The sequence below is a fragment of the Singulisphaera acidiphila DSM 18658 genome (assembly GCF_000242455.2).
GTDB lineage: Bacteria > Planctomycetota > Planctomycetia > Isosphaerales > Isosphaeraceae > Singulisphaera > Singulisphaera acidiphila.
The window spans coordinates 1,823,007-1,839,935 of the sequence record NC_019892.1 but is presented as its reverse complement, the minus strand read 5'-3'; the positions used below and the strand labels follow the sequence as shown (position 1 = coordinate 1,839,935).

Below are 16,929 nucleotides of genomic sequence, written 5' to 3'. Positions count from 1 at the left end.
AAGCTGCCGGGCGAACGGAAATCGCCCGGCAGCCGGCTTGGGAACGTGAAGATTTCCTCAGCAGGGTGAGTCCGAGACGGTGAACGAACGGATCAGGGGGTCTGCACCTCGTAGACCACTTCACCGTCCACGATGGTCATGAGCACCTTGGCCCCGAGCAGTTCGAGCGGCTTGACCTGAAACAGGTCGCGGTCGACGACCGTCACGTCGGCCCTCATCCCCGCCCTCAAAACGCCCAGCCGGTTCTCGTCGAAGGCCGCATGCGCTGACCCCGCCGTGAAGGCGCGAAGGGTTTCCTCGAGGCTCATCTTCTGGTCGGGATGCCAGCCCGACGCAGGCTGCCCCTTCGCGTCCTGCCGCGTCAGCGCGGCGTAGATCCCGTAGAACGGGTTGACGACCTCGACCGGAAAATCGCTCCCGAAGGCGAGAGGCACGCCTCCATCGAGAAACCAGCGCCAGGCATAGGCGCCCTGAGCTCGTTCCAGGCCGAGCCGCGCGTCGGCCCAGCGCATGTCGTCGATCGCGTGGGAAGGCTGCATCGAGGCAATGACCCCAAGCGAGGCGAACCGAGCCACGTCCGACTTCCGAACAACCTGGGCATGCTCGATCCGAAGTCGCGGGTCCTTGGCGGCCGGCACCGCCTCGCGTGCTTGCTGATAGGCGTCGAGTACAAGCGCGTTGCCGCGATCCCCGATCGCGTGCGTAGCGATCTGCCAGCCATGGTGAAGACCCTGCTCGGCCGCTGCTTCGAGGAGCTTCGGCTCGATCAAAAGCAGGCCCTTGTTGCCGGGATCATCACTGTAGTCCTCGCCAAGCAGCCCCCCCCGCGATCCCATCGCACCATCAATAAAGATCTTGATCGCGCGCAACACGAACCGGGCCTTGGAACCGGCGGCAATCGGCGGATGGCTGGCAAACTCAACGAGCTGCCGGTCGGGAACCAAGGCCATGCCATAGACGCGAAGCTTGAGTTTGCCCGCCCGGTCGAGATCGCGATAGGCCTCGGCCATCGGCAACGAGACTCCCGCGTCATGGATGCCCGTCAGCCCCGCCTGAAAAACGAGCTCCTGCCCGCTCAGAATCCGACGGGCGAGATCCGCTTTCGACTCACCCGGTCGATGCCGCGAAACAAGCCCCATGGCGCCGTCGATGAAGACACCGGTGGGATCCCCGTTCGCGTCGCGAATGATCTGCCCGTCAGACGGGGCTTCGGAATCGCGATTCACCTTCCCCCGGCGCATCGCTTCGGAGTTCGCCCAACCCGCGTGACCGTCGACCCGGGTCAGCCAGACGGGACGATCCGGCGCGACTGCGTCGAGCGCCTTGGCCGTAGGAAAATTCCCCCCCGGCCAAAGGCTCTGGTCCCAGTTCTGCCCAACCACCCAGGAGTCGCCCGGATGTGTATCGATCCAGGCTTTTACGCGTCGCGTCACTTCCTCAAGGGAGTCGACACCACGAAGGTCAAGCTCCTCGCGGCTCGCACCGAGGTCGCAGAGATGAGCATGCGAGTCGATCAACCCAGGAGTCGCGAACGCGCCCGGCCGATCGACGACTTGCGTCTTCGGGCCGCGGAAGGCGAGCACCTCTTCAGCGGTCCCGACAGCGACGACCACGCCGTTACGAGCGGCCAGGGCTTGCGCCCAGGGACGGTCTTGATCGCCGGTCCAGATTCGGCCGAGCTTAAGGATGAGGTCGGCGGGACCGTCCTTGGTCAGGCGGAGAGCCCGGCCTGGAAGCTTCTTGTTCGGCTTCCCTTGCGCAATGACGGCCACCCCATTCACGAACAGGTGCTCCACGCCAGGCGCGTAGCGGGTCGGGTGGTCGAACGTGGCAGCGTCGCGAAACGTCTTGGGGTCGAAGACGACCACGTCCGCGAACGCGCCGGGGCGGATCACCCCCCGATCAGGCAGGTGGAGAATTTCCGCGGGAAGCCCCGAACACGATCGGACCGCCTTCTCGAGGCTCATCACGTTGTCGTCGAGCGCGTAGCGAATCTTGCGCGGGAAGGTGCCATAGGCGCGGGGGTGGGGGCTGTCCGTGCCGGTCGGGATGTGGGTGGAGCCGTCAGAGGCGGTCGCCACGTAATCTTCTTGCATCACCTGGCGGACGTCGTCCTCGCTCATCCCGAAGCTGATCGCTTGCGCTCCGCCATGTCGCTGTACATCCAGGACGACCTCCAGCGCGGTCGTCCCTTCCTCCCGGGCAATGGCCGCAAGATCGCGGCCCACCCGAGTCGGCTTCGGGGCATAGCGTGCGATCCGGATGGAGGCCCCGCCGTCGCGTTTGGTGAGCGACTCCTCGATCTCGTCGCGGAGCTTTTTACCGCGGACAGGATCGGCCGCGATCTGAATAAAGTCGTCCGTGCTCCCTTGCAGGGCCCAGTGGGGGACGACCATCGCCGCGAGCGATGTGCTCGACGCCACATAGGGATACTGGTCGGCCGTAACAGCCTGCCCCGCTTTCCTGGCTTCGGCGATCCGCTTGCAGGCCTCGACCGTCAATCCCCAGTTCGACTTGCCGGTCGCCTTGAGGTGGGAAACATGGACCGGAATCTTGGCGTCACGGCCAATTGCGAGCGCCTCGTCGATCGACTTGAGCAGTCCGTCCCCTTCGTCCCGGATGTGGCTCGCATAGAAGCCACCATGCTCAACCACAACCTTGGAGAGCGCCACCAGCTCGGGGATTTTCGCATAGCGACCGGGCAGGTAGATCAGGCCGGTGGACATCCCCCACGCCCCGTCCTTCATCCCCTTCTCGACGAGCCCCTTCATTCGAGCCAGCTCGCGCTCGGTCGGGGCCCGGTCAACCTTCCCCATCACCGATGACCGTACCGCCCCATGCGGGATCAAGTGGATCACATTCGTCCCAGTGCCTCGATCGTCAACCGCATCGAGATACTTGGCGACGTCGAGCGATCCGCCGCCGCAGTTGCCGGTCACAACGGTCGTCACCCCTTGCGTCTGATAGTTCACGTTGCCGCGTTTGCGGGCTTCAAGAATCACTCCGTCGGAGTGAGAATGCAGGTCGATAAAGCCCGGCGCGACCACCATCCCCGACACGTCGAGCACCTTCACCCCAGGGGCTGTCGGAAACTCCCCGACCGCCACGATCCGGTCCCCTCGAAGAGCGACGTCGGCCAACCGGCCCGGCGACCCCGTCCCGTCGATCAGCGTCCCCCCCTTGAGGATCAGATCGGCGACGATGGCCTGCCCGCCGACAGCCGGCTCCTCAGCGATACCTGCCTGCGAGAACGCAAGCCCAATCAAAGCCGACAGAACGAATCGCCTGAGCACGTCTCTATTCCTTCCTCATCGCATCGCAATCGCGACACGATTCTCTGGATCCGCCGCTCTCCCCTGAGCAGTTCATGATGACCAGGATGGAAGGAAAAAACCAGGGTCCGAACCCGCCGGTTTGACTTCCGGGCGTCTTGGTCGTTGGCATACCTGGCAAACGGAGAGGGGATTGCCCCTCCAGGGCTGCAATGAAGCCGCCAAACGAAGAAACACACACGCATCAGCAAAACAGCAATATACAAGCAATTTAACAAGAAACGAAACAATACAATTCCAGCACAAGCATAGCCCCAGGCCCACCCCTTGCTTGGGCCGCATACGCCCGGGGACTCGTCATCCCATGGCAGCAGGACGTGTTCCTTCGGCCTCCGGGATCCGTCCGCTCAGAGTTCTGCCTTCTGATCGGAAGAACGCACTTGCCGATGTTTGAGATGGAGCAATGGCAAGGCCGTGCCCGGCTCACTCCAAGTTGGTGCCGTACGCTCCCGCCGGCCATGAAGCCTGGTCCCGATCGCTGTGTAGCGCACCAGGCAATGATACGAGCCGAAGCCGACGGCCAGCGTACCGATCAAGGTAACCGGTATTTTCCAGGCGGCATGCCCGGGAACCAGAAAGAGGTCGCCCTGGATCAGGCCGAGGACCGGCATGTGGACCAGGTAAATCCAGTACGAACTGTCGGCGAGATAGCTCAAGGTCGGGTTCGCCTGGCGGAACAGACGGTGGGCGGCCCCAATCGCTCCAAAGACGATCAGCCAGGCAAACAACGCCCCCAGCACGGCCAAGGCCAGGGCCTCGGCACCCTGCAAAGGTGAAACCCAATCCCGGCTCAGGAGCCACGCACGGCCCACGAACACCGGGACCGACATCGCGAGATACCACGGGGCTGGCCGGGAGAGCCGATCAAGCTGACCCCTCAAGCGGTACAACCCCGCCCCGACCATGAAGAAGCTCGCGTGGTGCATTAGCTTGAGCGGATTGAGAAGAAACGAGTTGTGACGATCCAAGGCCGCGTCGATACCGACGTGCCGGCGGCTGAGCCAGAGCAGGGCAGTCGTCGGCAGAGCGAGGAGGAAGGGACGCCAATGCGATCCCAAGACCAGACCCACGATGCCGTGACCGGTGACTGCTGTCCCCGTCTTCCGGCGCTCGCGCCACCACTGAAAAAGGCCGAATGCCACCAACATGACAATCAGGTATTCGAGGAACCAGAGATGGGCCGTGCCGAACTGCTCTGCCTGAATCACAGGGTCGCGGAATCGCAGCTTGATGGCCTGCCGCCAGGTACAACGCCCGGAAAGGAGCCAACCGTAGATCCAGGCAAGCAGACAGGCCGGGAGCACAGTCGGGACCGCAACCAGGAACGGGACGGCGATCCTCCGCCCCCGGTTCTCGAGATATTTTCGCAACCCGCGCGTCTCGTATAAGAGCGCAGCGAAGAATCCGGCGATCGTAAAGTAAAGCGGGTTGGAAACCCCCATCGACCACCAGCAGAACCAGTCGACGACCGGTGAGGTGGGCTTATCACGGACACACCAGAGCACCCCCGGAATCTCCTGCGCGACGTACCCAAGCGCCGCGTGCAGTCCGACGACCAGGAACATCGCCATCCCGCGCAAGGCGTCGAAGGCGTGATAGCGTGGCTTGCGGGCATCCGAGAACGGATCGCCGACAACGGCCTGAGCCGGCGAGGGGCGTGACCTGCTTCGTGTTCGCTCGTGCCGGCCTTTGATATAATTCGTGGCCATATTTGTTTGACCCGTAAAGGGCTAGATCTGACTGAAGATTCTCGGTACCGGAAGGCACTGACGAAGGGTGTGCAGGTCCCCCACCAAAGATCGTCCGGCGAGGAGCGATCCCTGGAGTTTTCCAGGACTTCCGGCGGCTCGATTGGGCCGTCTGTAAGGGCTGACGGACTCAAGGCTACAGACCCGAATCAAGGCGTGCGGGGTCAACGCCTCACTCCGAAATCCTTGGGCCTTCGAAGCGCATGAAGCGGCCCCGGACAAGTCTGTCCGGGGCCGCTTCGTTTGCATCAGGAATGCTGATTATGCTGAGCGATCGACCACCCGGGGCACGGGAGCCAGGGCAGGGCTTCCGAGATGAAGGGCCGAACAACCTGCTTATCCGAACCTGGTGGAATCTCTCATTCCGAGAACCAGGCTCAAGTCCGACCTCAACACCCGCTCAAACGTTGTATCCCATGATACCGTTGGAATGGACACGCGATGAAAACGTGGGTAATCCGCATGCACCGCATTCAGACCGACGACTGAACCGATTCTTTCTTGGGGCGAAGTCGACTTCGCAATCGTTCGCCCAGGGTCAGGCAGGCGGGGAGGAGGACAAGGTTACCCAGGGTGCTTCCCGCAGTGGCAATGCCGACCATCGTCCCGAAGGTGGCGAACGGGGCGAACTCGCTCAGCCAGAGCGCGGCGAATCCGACGGCGACGGCCAAGCTCGAGAGCAAGACCCCGGGACCGGTCACGGCGTAACTGTCGAACAGGCTCGCCTCAAAGGGGTTCGACAAACGCTCTTTGCGAAACTGAAGCAGGCAATGGAAGGTGTCGTCCACCGAGAGGCCGAGGGCGACGCTGGCGACCAGAGCGGTGGCCATGTCGAGTTTGATCCCGAGCCAGCCCATCAAGCCGAGCACGAAGGCGACCGCCAGGAGAGTCGGCATCATCGCGAGAACGGCCAGGACCGGCCCGCGAAGCGCAATGGTGAGCATCAAGAGGATGCCGAGCACCGACCAGAAGAAGGTGTCCCACTGCGTGACGATGATCGATTCCGTCGTCTTGGTCATCAAGTAGGAAAGGCCGGTCAGGGACACGTCGGGACCGAACGGCCCTCGGGCCCGGTCGACGGCCGCGTGGAAGAGGGCGGCTTTCTGGGGGGCGGGCTGTTGCTCCTTGAGCCGGACCATGAGCCGGGCCTGGCCGGTCTCCTGGTTCCAGAAGCCCTTGAGGAGTTCGGCCTGCGGTGAGGACGCGATGAGGTCGAGCTTGGTCGCCAAGGTTCGATCGGCCACCTCGAGGGGAAGTGCCGAGAGGCGACCGTCGGGGTCGAGCACCGTCGCCAGCGAGATCACGTTGGCGGCATCCTCCGCGCGACCGACGCGGATCGCGGCGATCGCGCGTTCGAGAGCCTTCAACTGTTCGAGTGACTCGCGGCCGATCGTCTTGCCCACGGGCACGATCAACTCGACCAAGCCGATGCCTCCCAGCCGCGCTTCCACCGCGTGATAGTCGCGGACCACCCGCGTATCGGGTCGGAAGAGGTTGATGTAATTCGACTCGTAACGAAGCCTCGTCATGCCCGCAGCAAGCGGGAGCACAATGACAAAGACGACGATGACGATCGCACCCGGATGGCGATAGACCCGCTCGGTCAACCGGGTCATGGCCCCCGAGACCCAGGAGGATGACCCGTAACGGACCGGAATCTCCAAAGGGATGGGGGGGAGCATCGCAATGGGCGAAAGGATCATCACAAGCAAGGCCGCCAGGAGCGTGCACGTGCCCAGGATCGCGCCGAACTGGCGGATCGGGACGACGTCGCTGGTGATGAGGGCGCCATAGCCGATCGCCCCGGTGACCGCGCACCAGAAGATCGGGATCCAGACGGCCGAGAGAGCCAAGCGCGCAGCGACCCAAGGGTCGGCCTCGTGGCGCCTTGCATCGCGAAAGTGAATCGCCAGATGGCTCGCGGCCGGCATCGTCAGGACGATGATCTGCGCGACGAGCGGACCGCCGGAGAGCGCCAGCTTGATGTGAAAGTAGGAGAGCACTTCCTCGGTCGCCAGCCAAACGAACCAGCCGGACGTGATCGGCACAAGCGCCCACCAGATACTGCGGACCGCCGACAGCGTCACGAATCCGATCAAAAGCATTCCAACCACCGCGAGCCGACGGCCGTCGACCTCGATGCTCCGGAAACCGTCGGCCAGAAGCACGGGGGGCCCCACCACGGCGGGCCGTTTGAAATGGTGCTTCGATCCAAAGCGGTCGGCGGCTGAGCGGAGGGCTGCGACGGTGTCGACCACGTCGTGATCGGACGTTTTCCTGAGGCGAACCACGACCGCCGTAGTTGTGCCTAACCCATCAATCAAGGTGCCGCGGAAGAGCGGGTGTTCCGTGAGGCGAACCCGAAGCGCTTCGAGGCCCGCCCGGTCGGCCGAGCGCACTGCGCCTGCCACCGTGAGGGCGTTCGCCTTCAGGTCCACATTCTTGAGGCCCTTCTTGGCTCGATCGAGCGCCAGGTTCCGCGCAAAGACGGGGAGCCGATCGAGCGTCAGGAGAATATCATCGATCATCCAGAGCTGGGGCATCGCATCCAGCGATTCAACGCGGAGGACCCCCGGAATCTTGGTGGCGTCGACGGCAGCGGCGAGCTCCGACACCCGGTCCATTCCGGCCGGGGTCAGAAGCTCGGGGTCGTCGTAAACGAGGAAGACGAAGTTGTCGTCGCCGAAGGTCCGGGCCGCCTTTTGATAGGCAAGCATCGCGGGATCATCATCGGCGAAGAACGAGTCGATTGACTGCTCGTACGTGACGCGATGGCCGAAGACGATCAGGAGTCCGAGGAGCAACGCGACGGCGGCAAACGCGATGTAGCGGGCCTTGAGCAAAACTCGAATCACGGCGAATCAGATCTCTCGGGCCAAATAGGAGGCTGAGCCAGTCGCATCCCTGCGACACCTCCCCTTGAGGTCCTCGATTAGCCGATCGAGAAAGGGAGAAGCTTCTGCACCCCAGTGTAGTCGAAACTCTTGAGGAGAATGTAGGTGCTGTACATCGCCACAGCCGAGATTGCGAAGAAAGCGATCCAGGTCAGGATGTCGCTGAAGAACGAGGCAGCGACCCGGCGGTCGGCGTCGCGCTGCTTCAAATAGAGCGTAGCACCAGCAATCAACGGAAGCAGCAAGCTTTGCGCGATCCCCCCAATTTTAATCAATCCCTGGGGTTCTCGAAACGCGAAATAGAGGCCGAGAGCCAGGATTGGGTAGATGATGCAGAACGCGCGGACCGTACGGTCGCGCGCGGCGACCCCCTCCTGCCGCCAGACGCCGCTGAGATCCAGGAAGTCAGCAGTCAGCCGACTGTTGGCGGCCGTCGCCACATAGAGCGTCTTGAAGAGGACGGCCCAGGCACCGAGCAGGAAGCCGACGCGCGTCCAGTTTCTCATTCCGGCCAGGGCGGTTCCTTCGAGAGGCTGGAGATACATCCGCGACAGGGTCGGGATCATGTCGGGCCCTTTGGGGTCCAGCTCTTGCGGGTGGAGCACCGCCGCCCCAAGCAGGTAAAAGGCGATCGTGGCGACCGTGAAGACGACCATACTGAACCAGGCGTCGAGCTGCATCACTCGGGTCCAACCTCGAGCACGTTCGGCCCAGCCCTGGTCAAGGGACCGGGGACCGACCGCGCGGGCGTACCCTTTCTCGATGCACCAGTAAGGATACGCGAACAGCTCGGAAGCCCCGACACCGGTGATCCCGAATGCCGAGAACGCCAGGGCGATCGCCATCGGAGGGACGGAGAGTTCCATCCCCTCCCTGAGGTTCGCGACGCTGATCCGAAAACTGGTCCACTGGAGAATCAGGACACTGGCGACCGTGAACAGCGTGACCAGGGCCACGAGAATCGTCGTGATCCGTTCGAGCCGTTTGTAGCCTCCTGACAGGAGCAGGACGACTGCCGCCAAGGTGGTGAGGGTGGCCCAAAAGTGTTCCTGGCGAGTCTCGAGAAAGGCACCGAAGGCCGGCGAAAGCTGGCCGGCGAAGCTCGCCACCGCGCGTGAGGCATCGGGGAAGGCCATGTGGGCCGCCTGGCCGACGGTCCCCTCCATCGCGGCGATCTGGGCCTGGGTGGCCAGCATCATGAACAGCCAGAGCCAGCAGAGCCAGGACGTCCCGAGCCGAGGGCCCGGCAAGGTGTCGAAGGCGGCGAGCGTCGTCCGGCCGTGGGTGATCGCGTACCGGCCGAGCTCCACCTGAACGAAGACCTTGATCAGACAGCTCAGGAGGATCAGCCAGAGGAGGCTGAACCCCGCCTTAGCCCCGAGGCTAGTCGTATTGATCAGCTCGCCCGTCCCGACGATCGACGCGGCGAGGATCAGGCCGGGGCCGATCTGCCCGAGCGCTTTGAGAAGCGAGTTGGGTGGTTCCTGGATCGCGTCCGGGGGCAACGCGTAGGGGTCAATCCGAGTTGAGTCGTTCATGCGTTGCGCCACTTCGACGGGAGTCGATTGCACGACCTAAAAGGTTGGGATGGCCGCCATCCTACGGGGCCTGTCCCTCCCTTTCCAACCTGTCACCCCACTTCACCGAACATTTTTTTGCCCGCGTGAGGCAAACGGCACGTGCGGGGCAGGGGGGACATGAGCGGGATGCTGACCGTTCACGATCTCGCCCAGATGCCCGAGCAAGCGATCCCGAAAGACCGGCAAGGCCAACGCCTCAGCACGGCGACGAGCGAGCGCGGGGTCGTGCGGCCGTCCTGCCGACTCCCAGCCGTCGATTGCCGCGAGCAGAGCCTCGGCCGTCGGCGTGTCATAAGTCCGCCCGACGGCGTCGTCGACCGTCTCGGCCACCCCTCCCAATCCCAGGGCGAGCACCGGAGCCCCACAGGCGAGGGCCTCGATCGGCACGATCCCAAAGTCTTCCTCACCCGGGAACAGCAAAGCGCGGCAACGGCGATAGTGGTCGCGGATCACGTCATCGGGCTGCCACCCCAGGAACCGCACTCCGGGCCCGGCGATTTTCTCCAATCGTGTTCGCTCCGTCCCCTCGCCGATCACGACCAATTCTCGGCCCGAGCGCGTGCAGGCGAGAATCGCTTGCTCGATGCGTTTGTAGGGAACGAGCGCGGAGACGCAGAGGTAAAAGTTCTCGCGTGGTTCCACCCCGGGCGCATAGAAGTCGGTATCCACCGGGGGGCAGATGACCTGGCTCTCGCGTTGATAGTAGAGCCCGATCCGCTCGCGAACCGTCTCCGAGATCGCCACGAAGTGCGAGACCCCGGCCGCCGAAGCGCGGTCCCAGGTCCGCATCCGGTTGAGCATGGCGCCGGCCAGGGCCCGACGGATCGGCCGGTCCGACCAACCCTCAAGGTAGGCCTCGCGCCCTTGCCAGGCGTAACGCATCGGGGTGAAACAGTAGCAGACGTGGGGAACGCCTCGGGGGGGCCGCACCGCCTTGGCCACGCAATGGCTCAGGCTGACGACCAGGTCCACCTCACCGACCTTCCAGCTCCTGGCCGACAGCGGCATGAGGGGCAAGAGTTTGCGGTAATGCCGCAAAACGCCAGGCACGCGCTGAAGCGGGGAGGTCCGGATCCTCATCCCTTCGATCGCGGGGCTGAGAGCGCCTCGGCGATGAATGAGCGTATGGAGAGTCGCGTCGGGGAAGGCTCGGCAGAGCACTTCGAGGCATTTCTCCCCGCCCCGCATCCCGGTCAACCAGTCGTGGACAAGGGCCACGCGAAGTCCAGTCAGCCCTGAAGACGTCGGCCGGCCTGTATGCGCAGAGACACTGCGGACGCTGGCATCCATGCCTGCCTCCTCGTTCGGGGAATCGAAAAGGTACGGGACGCGCGAACCGTAACCCAGATCGCGAAATCCGACAAGGCGGGCTGGGCAAGCTCCGGCAAATCGGGTCCGGTGAAGAGGGGGAAGACGCTTGGCTTGAGATTTGCTCTGCGGCAACTCATGGGGAGAACGCTCCCCACGTCGCGACTCAAAAAAAAGGCCGGGGAAACGGAAGATGAGCACGCCTTCGGACGCAGCAACCAGGCTCGAATCGATCACTCGCAAACTCAGAGAGCACTTTGGGTTCCGGCGATTCCGGCCTGGCCAGGCACAGGTCGTCCAGGCCGCGATGGACGGGCGGGACATGATCGTGATCATGCCGACTGGATCGGGCAAGAGTCTCTGCTTTCAACTCCCTGCCCTGGCGCTGAAGGGAACGACGATTGTCGTCAGCCCTTTGATCGCGTTGATGAAGGACCAGACCGATGCGTTGACGGAGCGGGGAATTAAGGCCACGGCCATCAATAGCACACTGAGCCCTCAGCTCCAGCAAGAGGCGATCGACGCGATGGTCGCCGGGCGGATCGAACTCGTCTACACCACGCCCGAGCGACTCGCGGACGGCGCGTTCCGCGCAGCACTTCGACAAACCCCGATCGACTTGTTCGTGGTTGATGAGGCTCATTGCGTCAGCCAGTGGGGCCACGACTTCCGGCCCGAATACCTGATCCTTGGCGACCTGATCGACGAACTGGACCATCCCCCCGTCCTGGCACTCACAGCCACGGCCACCCCCGATGCAATCGAGGAGATCCGCCGCCAGTTGCACATCCCCGAGGCCGAGGTCGTGCACACAGGGTTCCACCGGCCCAACCTCAAGCTCGAGGTCCTTGCCGTGGAGGGCGAAGACGCCAAGCGTGCCGCACTCCTTCATCAGCTCGAGGCCACAGCGGGGACAGGCATTATCTACACAGCGACGATCAAGGCCGTCGAAGAGCTCACCACGTTCCTACTCGAGAACGGCTTGGAGGTCGCCTCGTATCACGGTCGGCTCAAGGCGTCGGAACGGGTGACGAATCAGGATCGGTTCATGCGTGGCGAGCTCAAGGCGCTGGTCGCCACCAACGCATTCGGCATGGGGATCGACAAGCCCGACATCCGGTTCGTCATCCACCACCACTTCCCCAGCACGATCGAAGCCTATTACCAGGAGGCCGGCCGCGCAGGCCGCGACGGTTCGCCGGCGCGTTGCACCTTGCTCTACGACCGCTCCGACAAGCACCTCCACAACTTCTTCCAGGCCGGGCGCTACCCTGGCGGCGAAGACCTGATCAACGCCCATCATGCCTTGAAACGGCTCGCCGACGCGCCCGAGCCCCCCACGTTCGCCGAAATCGAGGCGATCTCGCCGATCCGCAAGACCCGTCTCAAGCAGGCGCTGACCCACTTCAAGCAATGGGGGATCGTCAAGAAGACGGCCGACGACCGGCACATACTCCTTCACCAGGAGACGACCTCCGACGACCTGCTCCGGATGGCCCAAGCCTACCGCGAGCGCGACGAGGCCGACCGACTCCGCCAGCAGCAGATGCTGAACTACGCCGAGCTCCCCACCTGCCGCTGGGACTACGTCGTCAATTACCTGGGCTATGACGACGTCGAAGGGACCGACTGCGGTCACTGCGATCGCTGCACGCCGGGACCATGGTTGCAAGTGGCGGAGAATGGGATGTCCCCTGGCATGTAGCACATGCCAAGGTCAGACCCTGGCCCTACCCCAAGAGGAAATCGCCGACCGCTTGGAAGCAGACTTTCCATCTGTTCTTGTTGCAGATGAGGCACTCGATGAAGCGACGGGCCGCATGCTCACCTGCGCCGGCGATGATCTGTCCGGTTCCGGTGATACTCCCGCGTTAATTCTTATAAACCAGTTTGGCCGTACTGTCGCCGCCATGCGTGGAGCCATCGCATCGAGCAACCCAGAAGCGACCGGACGCAAACAATGCATTCATATTTCTTTTGCCTACTGGCATGTTAGTGGCAAACAATCCCCTTTATTTCCCGTTACTGCCGTGGTACTCTCCGCACGGATAAAAAAGGGCCATATTGCACAAAATAACAGTAATGATTAAGGCGACCGAATGCCGAAGGGCAGCACCCATGAAGCGAATCCGCCTGAGTACGCTCGTGATGTGGGTCATCATCACGGCGTTATCATCGGCCCTTGCCGTCCGATCGAGGCAGGTTGCGAGTTTAGAGGCCGAATTGCGGGGCCTTCGGCCAGTGGTGGCTTATGATCCGCTATGGAGAACGGTGCCAGGCGTGCAATCTGACTCGTCCGAGGATGTAATTACAGGTAATGGACGATGAGTAACGACATCGTCAAAGCGTCACCGATTCGCGTGCCTGCCGTCTGCGGACCGGCGATATTGCCGTCGCTGGTCGAGCGGGCAGGGGGGGGGCGGCACGCTTCGCCTGGGATGAATTCTTCTACGCCGAGCACCACAACCCGCACACGCAGAAAGCCTACATGCGGGTAGTGAAACGCTTCCTGACCTGGGCCGAGGGGCAGGGGGTGGAGCTACCCGCCATCACGCCGGGCATGCTCGGCCAATACCTCGTCGGCCTGGGCGGCTCTCCCGCCAAGCGGAACTTGCACCTGTCGGCATTACGCGGCTTCTTCGACCGGCTGGTGCAGCAGCACGTGGTGGTGCTCAACCCGGCTGCTTCCGTAAGGGGCGTCAAAGATAAAACGATTGAGGGTAAGACGCCAGCGTGATCGCTGGCCCAAAGCCGCACGCTGATGACATCAATTAACCTGGGGAACGCGCTAGATGACGGCCAAGGGGTCAAGCTCGAAACGCCGCGGCTGGTCGGACTGCGTGATCGGGCAATCTTCGCCACGATGCAATTCACCGCCTGCCGAGCCGGGGCGGCGGCTGGGCGATTTCCAATACGACGGGACACAGTTCGTCCTGTGGCTTCAGGAGAAAGGCGACAAGAGCCGGGAAATCCCGGTGCGGCACGATTTGGAAGGGTATATTCGGGCTTACCTCGATACAGCGGGCATCGCGGCAGAGGCCACGGATCGGCCGCTCTTCCGCTCGACGTTGTGGCGCACCGGGAAACTGACCGGAAACCCGATGACCAGCAAATCCATCTGTGAACTGGTCAAGCGGCGGCTGAAAGATGTCGGGTTGCCGGAGCGGCTGTCGCCGCATAGCTTCCGGGTGACGGTGGTGACGGACCTCTTGACACAAGGCGTACCGCTGGAGGATGTACAATACCTGGCCGGGCATTCGGAACCGCGAACCATGGCCCTCTACGACCGACGGCAGAAGAAGGTGACGCGGAATATCATCGAGCGGATTTCGAGCCAAGGAAGACACGGATTGGATCACCTCTACCCAAGCGAGAACTAACGTGAGCGAATCCAAGAATTCTTCACCGAGCAGCAACAAAAGCCTAGACTTACTTGGCATGAAAGGATTCGCTGATTCTACCAAAATTCTAACGAAGGGAGCAGTGGAAGGTGCTGGGGAATTTCTGTCACGGATCTGCCTGCCAGCAGCCAAAGAATTCGGGCTCCTGCTAAAAGATCACGTCAAAGAATGGCGAAACCAGAACGCACTTCGGATTATCATTGAAGCAGAAAACCGGGCAAAGAGAACACATAACAACAAGGAAGTCCATGCCCCGCCACGTGTCGTTGCCGACATTATCGACAAGGGCAGTTGGAGCGACGAAGAAGGAATCCAGGTGATGTGGGCGGGATTATTGGCGTCAGCATGCACAGAAACAGGAGATGATGACAGCAATATAATTTTCAGCAACATACTGTCACAGCTAACATCAGCAGAGGCAAAATTTATCAAATGGATGATTGAAAATCCTGTGCTTGAATTTACAAATGAATATTTTCACAAAGTTTATGTACCTCACAAGCATTCTGAGCAAGTTCTATTAAAAGTCATGGGCCTAACAAGCCCGGACATTATGCATGGCCAGTTCCAGCATTTAAAAACTCTTGGCCTTGTCGATGACATTATCGTGCATGCCGACGACTTTCACGAAGCACATCATTGCTACGTGTTAATCTTTGGTACTGCTCTGGCGTTGAGGTTTTACGCGAGGTGCAGCGGTTCGGCAGAATCGATTTGGCATTTTTATAAACTCGCCAAGTTCTACGGAACAAATCAACCAATCGTCATTAATTTGTGCGAAGTTATACAAAAATAGCTCAGACGAAGCCGTGCCATTCACCGGCGAACTTAAAACGGCTGCCTCTTCTCCTGGGTGCGGTTTTGACTCGCATAAAGAGCGTTACGTGAGCCAAAACCATCGGGGCAGGGAAACGAGTGCATGGATGCGGAAAAGAAACCGTGTATCAGCCTTGCGATTGCTCCACACCGGGGCCGTGCTTGCACGTGGCGGAGAGCATCTGAGCCTGATAAACTGAATCTGCGTCGGACCCCGTTCCCCTTACTGTACCTTGAGCACGAGACGATCCCGACCGATGTCCGACTCGACCTCTTCGACGTTAGTGCCGACCTTGCTGAATGACCTCATTTCCGCCCTCGGCGTGGAGAACGTCCTGCACCGCCACGACGAGCTCGTGGTCTACGAGTGCGACGGCTACGTCATTGAGAAGAATACACCCGACATCGTCGTCTTCCCGACGTCGACCGAGCAGGTCGTCTCGGTCGTCAAGCTCTGCAACAAGGCCGGCGTTCCGTTCGTCCCTCGCGGCGCCGGGACAAGCCTGGCCGGAGGGACGCTTGCGGTCGGCGGCGGCGTGATGATCTGCCTGACCCGAATGAAGCGGATCATCGAGATCAACACCCGCGACCGCTACGCGATCGTTGAGCCCGGCGTGGTCAATCTCTGGCTGACCCGCGCGCTCGGAGGGACCGGGTTCCACTACGCACCGGATCCGTCGAGCCAAAGCGCCTGCACCATCGGCGGCAACGTCGCCACCAACTCCGGAGGGCCGCATACCCTCAAGTATGGGGTGACCGTGAACCATGTTCGGGGGGTCGAGCTGGTCCTCCCTGACGGCACCGTGGTGGAAACGGGTGGGATCAACGAGGACAACCCAGGGTACGACCTGACGGGAGTCATCGTCGGCAACGAGGGCACGTTCGGCATCGCCACCAAGGTGATCGTGAACCTGACCCGAGACCCGGAGGCGGGCCGCACCTTGCTGGGGGTCTTCGACAGCGTCGATGCGGCCACCGAGACCGTCAGCGGGATCATTGCCGCCGGAATCGTGCCCGCCGCCCTGGAAATGCTCGACACCCTCATGATCCAGGCGATCGAGCAGGCCTTCCACTTCGGGTTCCCGACCGATGCCGGCGCCGTCCTGATTATCGAGGTCGACGGACTCGACGCCGGACTCGACCACGAGGCGCAAGCCATTTCCGAAATCGTCCGAACCCACGGTGGGTCGGTCGCCAAGTCAATCACCTGGCGGACTCGCAAGGAACCCGAGTACGTCGCGATCTGGAAGAGCCGCAAGTCGGCCTTCGGCGCGATCGGCCGGCTCAGCCCGACCTTCTGCACCCAGGACGGCGTCGTCCCACGCACCAAGCTGCCGCACATCCTCCGGTTCATCACCGAGGTCGGCCTGCGACACGGGATCCGGATCGCCAACGTCTTCCACGCGGGTGACGGCAACATCCATCCTATTCTCCTGTTCGACGAGCGCGATCCCGACCAGGTCGCCCGCGTGCTCAAGGCGAGCCACGAAATCCTCGACGAATGCATCAACGTCGGGGGGAGCGTCACGGGGGAACACGGGATCGGCGTCGAGAAGATGGAATTCATGCCCAAGCTCTTCACCCCGGAAGACTTAGCGGCCATGGTCGTCTTGCGAAATACGTTCAACCCGGACGGCCGTTGCAGCCCCGACAAGATGTTGCCCGGGGGTGCGGGATGCATCGAACGGAAAGGCCCGGGGCACCGGGCCTCGGCCTGACAAGACAAGCCGAGGCATTGGATCCCGACTGGTCGTCATGGTGGTCGATCTGGTAGTTTAGGTATGAGACGTCTCGGGCCGTTCCACCGGCTTTGTCGGCGAAACGTCTCGCGATCCTTCATGTGTTGTCGT

The 16,929-nt window shown here is 62.2% G+C and carries 11 protein-coding genes; 6 read left to right on the top strand and 5 right to left on the bottom strand.

All coding sequences use genetic code 11. The features are described from left to right. Window positions 1–92: 92 nt before the first annotated feature. From SINAC_RS07140 to SINAC_RS07120, 5 genes are all read right to left on the bottom strand, one after another. Window positions 93–3,293, bottom strand: coding sequence for an amidohydrolase family protein (locus tag SINAC_RS07140; protein WP_015245011.1), 3,201 nt, complete (start codon window positions 3,291–3,293; stop codon window positions 93–95). Window positions 3,294–3,679: 386 nt separating this feature from the next. Further along, window positions 3,680–5,041: an acyltransferase family protein gene (locus SINAC_RS07135; protein WP_015245010.1), complete on the bottom strand. Its 1,362-nt coding sequence runs from the start codon at window positions 5,039–5,041 to the stop codon at window positions 3,680–3,682. A 512-nt stretch (window positions 5,042–5,553) separates the two neighbouring features. After that, entirely contained in the window at window positions 5,554–7,935 is a 2,382-nt protein-coding gene (locus SINAC_RS07130; RefSeq protein WP_015245009.1) for an efflux RND transporter permease subunit, read from the bottom strand. A 77-nt stretch (window positions 7,936–8,012) separates the two neighbouring features. Beyond that, window positions 8,013–9,512 (bottom strand): Nramp family divalent metal transporter, encoded by a 1,500-nt coding sequence (locus SINAC_RS07125; RefSeq protein ID WP_015245008.1) that lies wholly within the window; start codon window positions 9,510–9,512, stop codon window positions 8,013–8,015. 102 nt (window positions 9,513–9,614) lie between these two features. Beyond that, window positions 9,615–10,844, bottom strand: a complete 1,230-nt coding sequence (locus SINAC_RS07120) for a glycosyltransferase (protein WP_015245007.1) — start codon at window positions 10,842–10,844, stop codon at window positions 9,615–9,617. 211 nt (window positions 10,845–11,055) lie between these two features. Between SINAC_RS07120 and SINAC_RS07115 the strand changes: the two genes are divergently transcribed. The 6 genes from SINAC_RS07115 (at window position 11,056) to SINAC_RS07100 (ending at window position 16,797) form a co-directional block, all read left to right on the top strand. Further along, window positions 11,056–12,567, top strand: coding sequence for a RecQ family ATP-dependent DNA helicase (locus SINAC_RS07115; protein ID WP_015245006.1), 1,512 nt, complete (start codon window positions 11,056–11,058; stop codon window positions 12,565–12,567). Between the two features lie 52 nt (window positions 12,568–12,619). Beyond that, window positions 12,620–12,952 (top strand): hypothetical protein, encoded by a 333-nt coding sequence (locus SINAC_RS39680; protein WP_154673630.1) that lies wholly within the window; start codon window positions 12,620–12,622, stop codon window positions 12,950–12,952. 281 nt (window positions 12,953–13,233) lie between these two features. Continuing rightward, window positions 13,234–13,599, top strand: a complete 366-nt coding sequence (locus tag SINAC_RS37885; protein WP_154673631.1) for a site-specific integrase — start codon at window positions 13,234–13,236, stop codon at window positions 13,597–13,599. Window positions 13,600–13,654: 55 nt separating this feature from the next. Next, window positions 13,655–14,242, top strand: a complete 588-nt coding sequence (locus SINAC_RS37880; protein WP_026011927.1) for a tyrosine-type recombinase/integrase — start codon at window positions 13,655–13,657, stop codon at window positions 14,240–14,242. A 1-nt stretch (window position 14,243) separates the two neighbouring features. After that, complete coding sequence (locus SINAC_RS07105) at window positions 14,244–15,059, top strand: Abi-alpha family protein (protein ID WP_015245005.1); 816 nt, start codon at window positions 14,244–14,246, stop codon at window positions 15,057–15,059. A gap of 277 nt (window positions 15,060–15,336) precedes the next feature. Then, window positions 15,337–16,797, top strand: coding sequence for an FAD-binding oxidoreductase (locus SINAC_RS07100; protein WP_015245003.1), 1,461 nt, complete (start codon window positions 15,337–15,339; stop codon window positions 16,795–16,797). Window positions 16,798–16,929 lie beyond the last annotated feature (132 nt).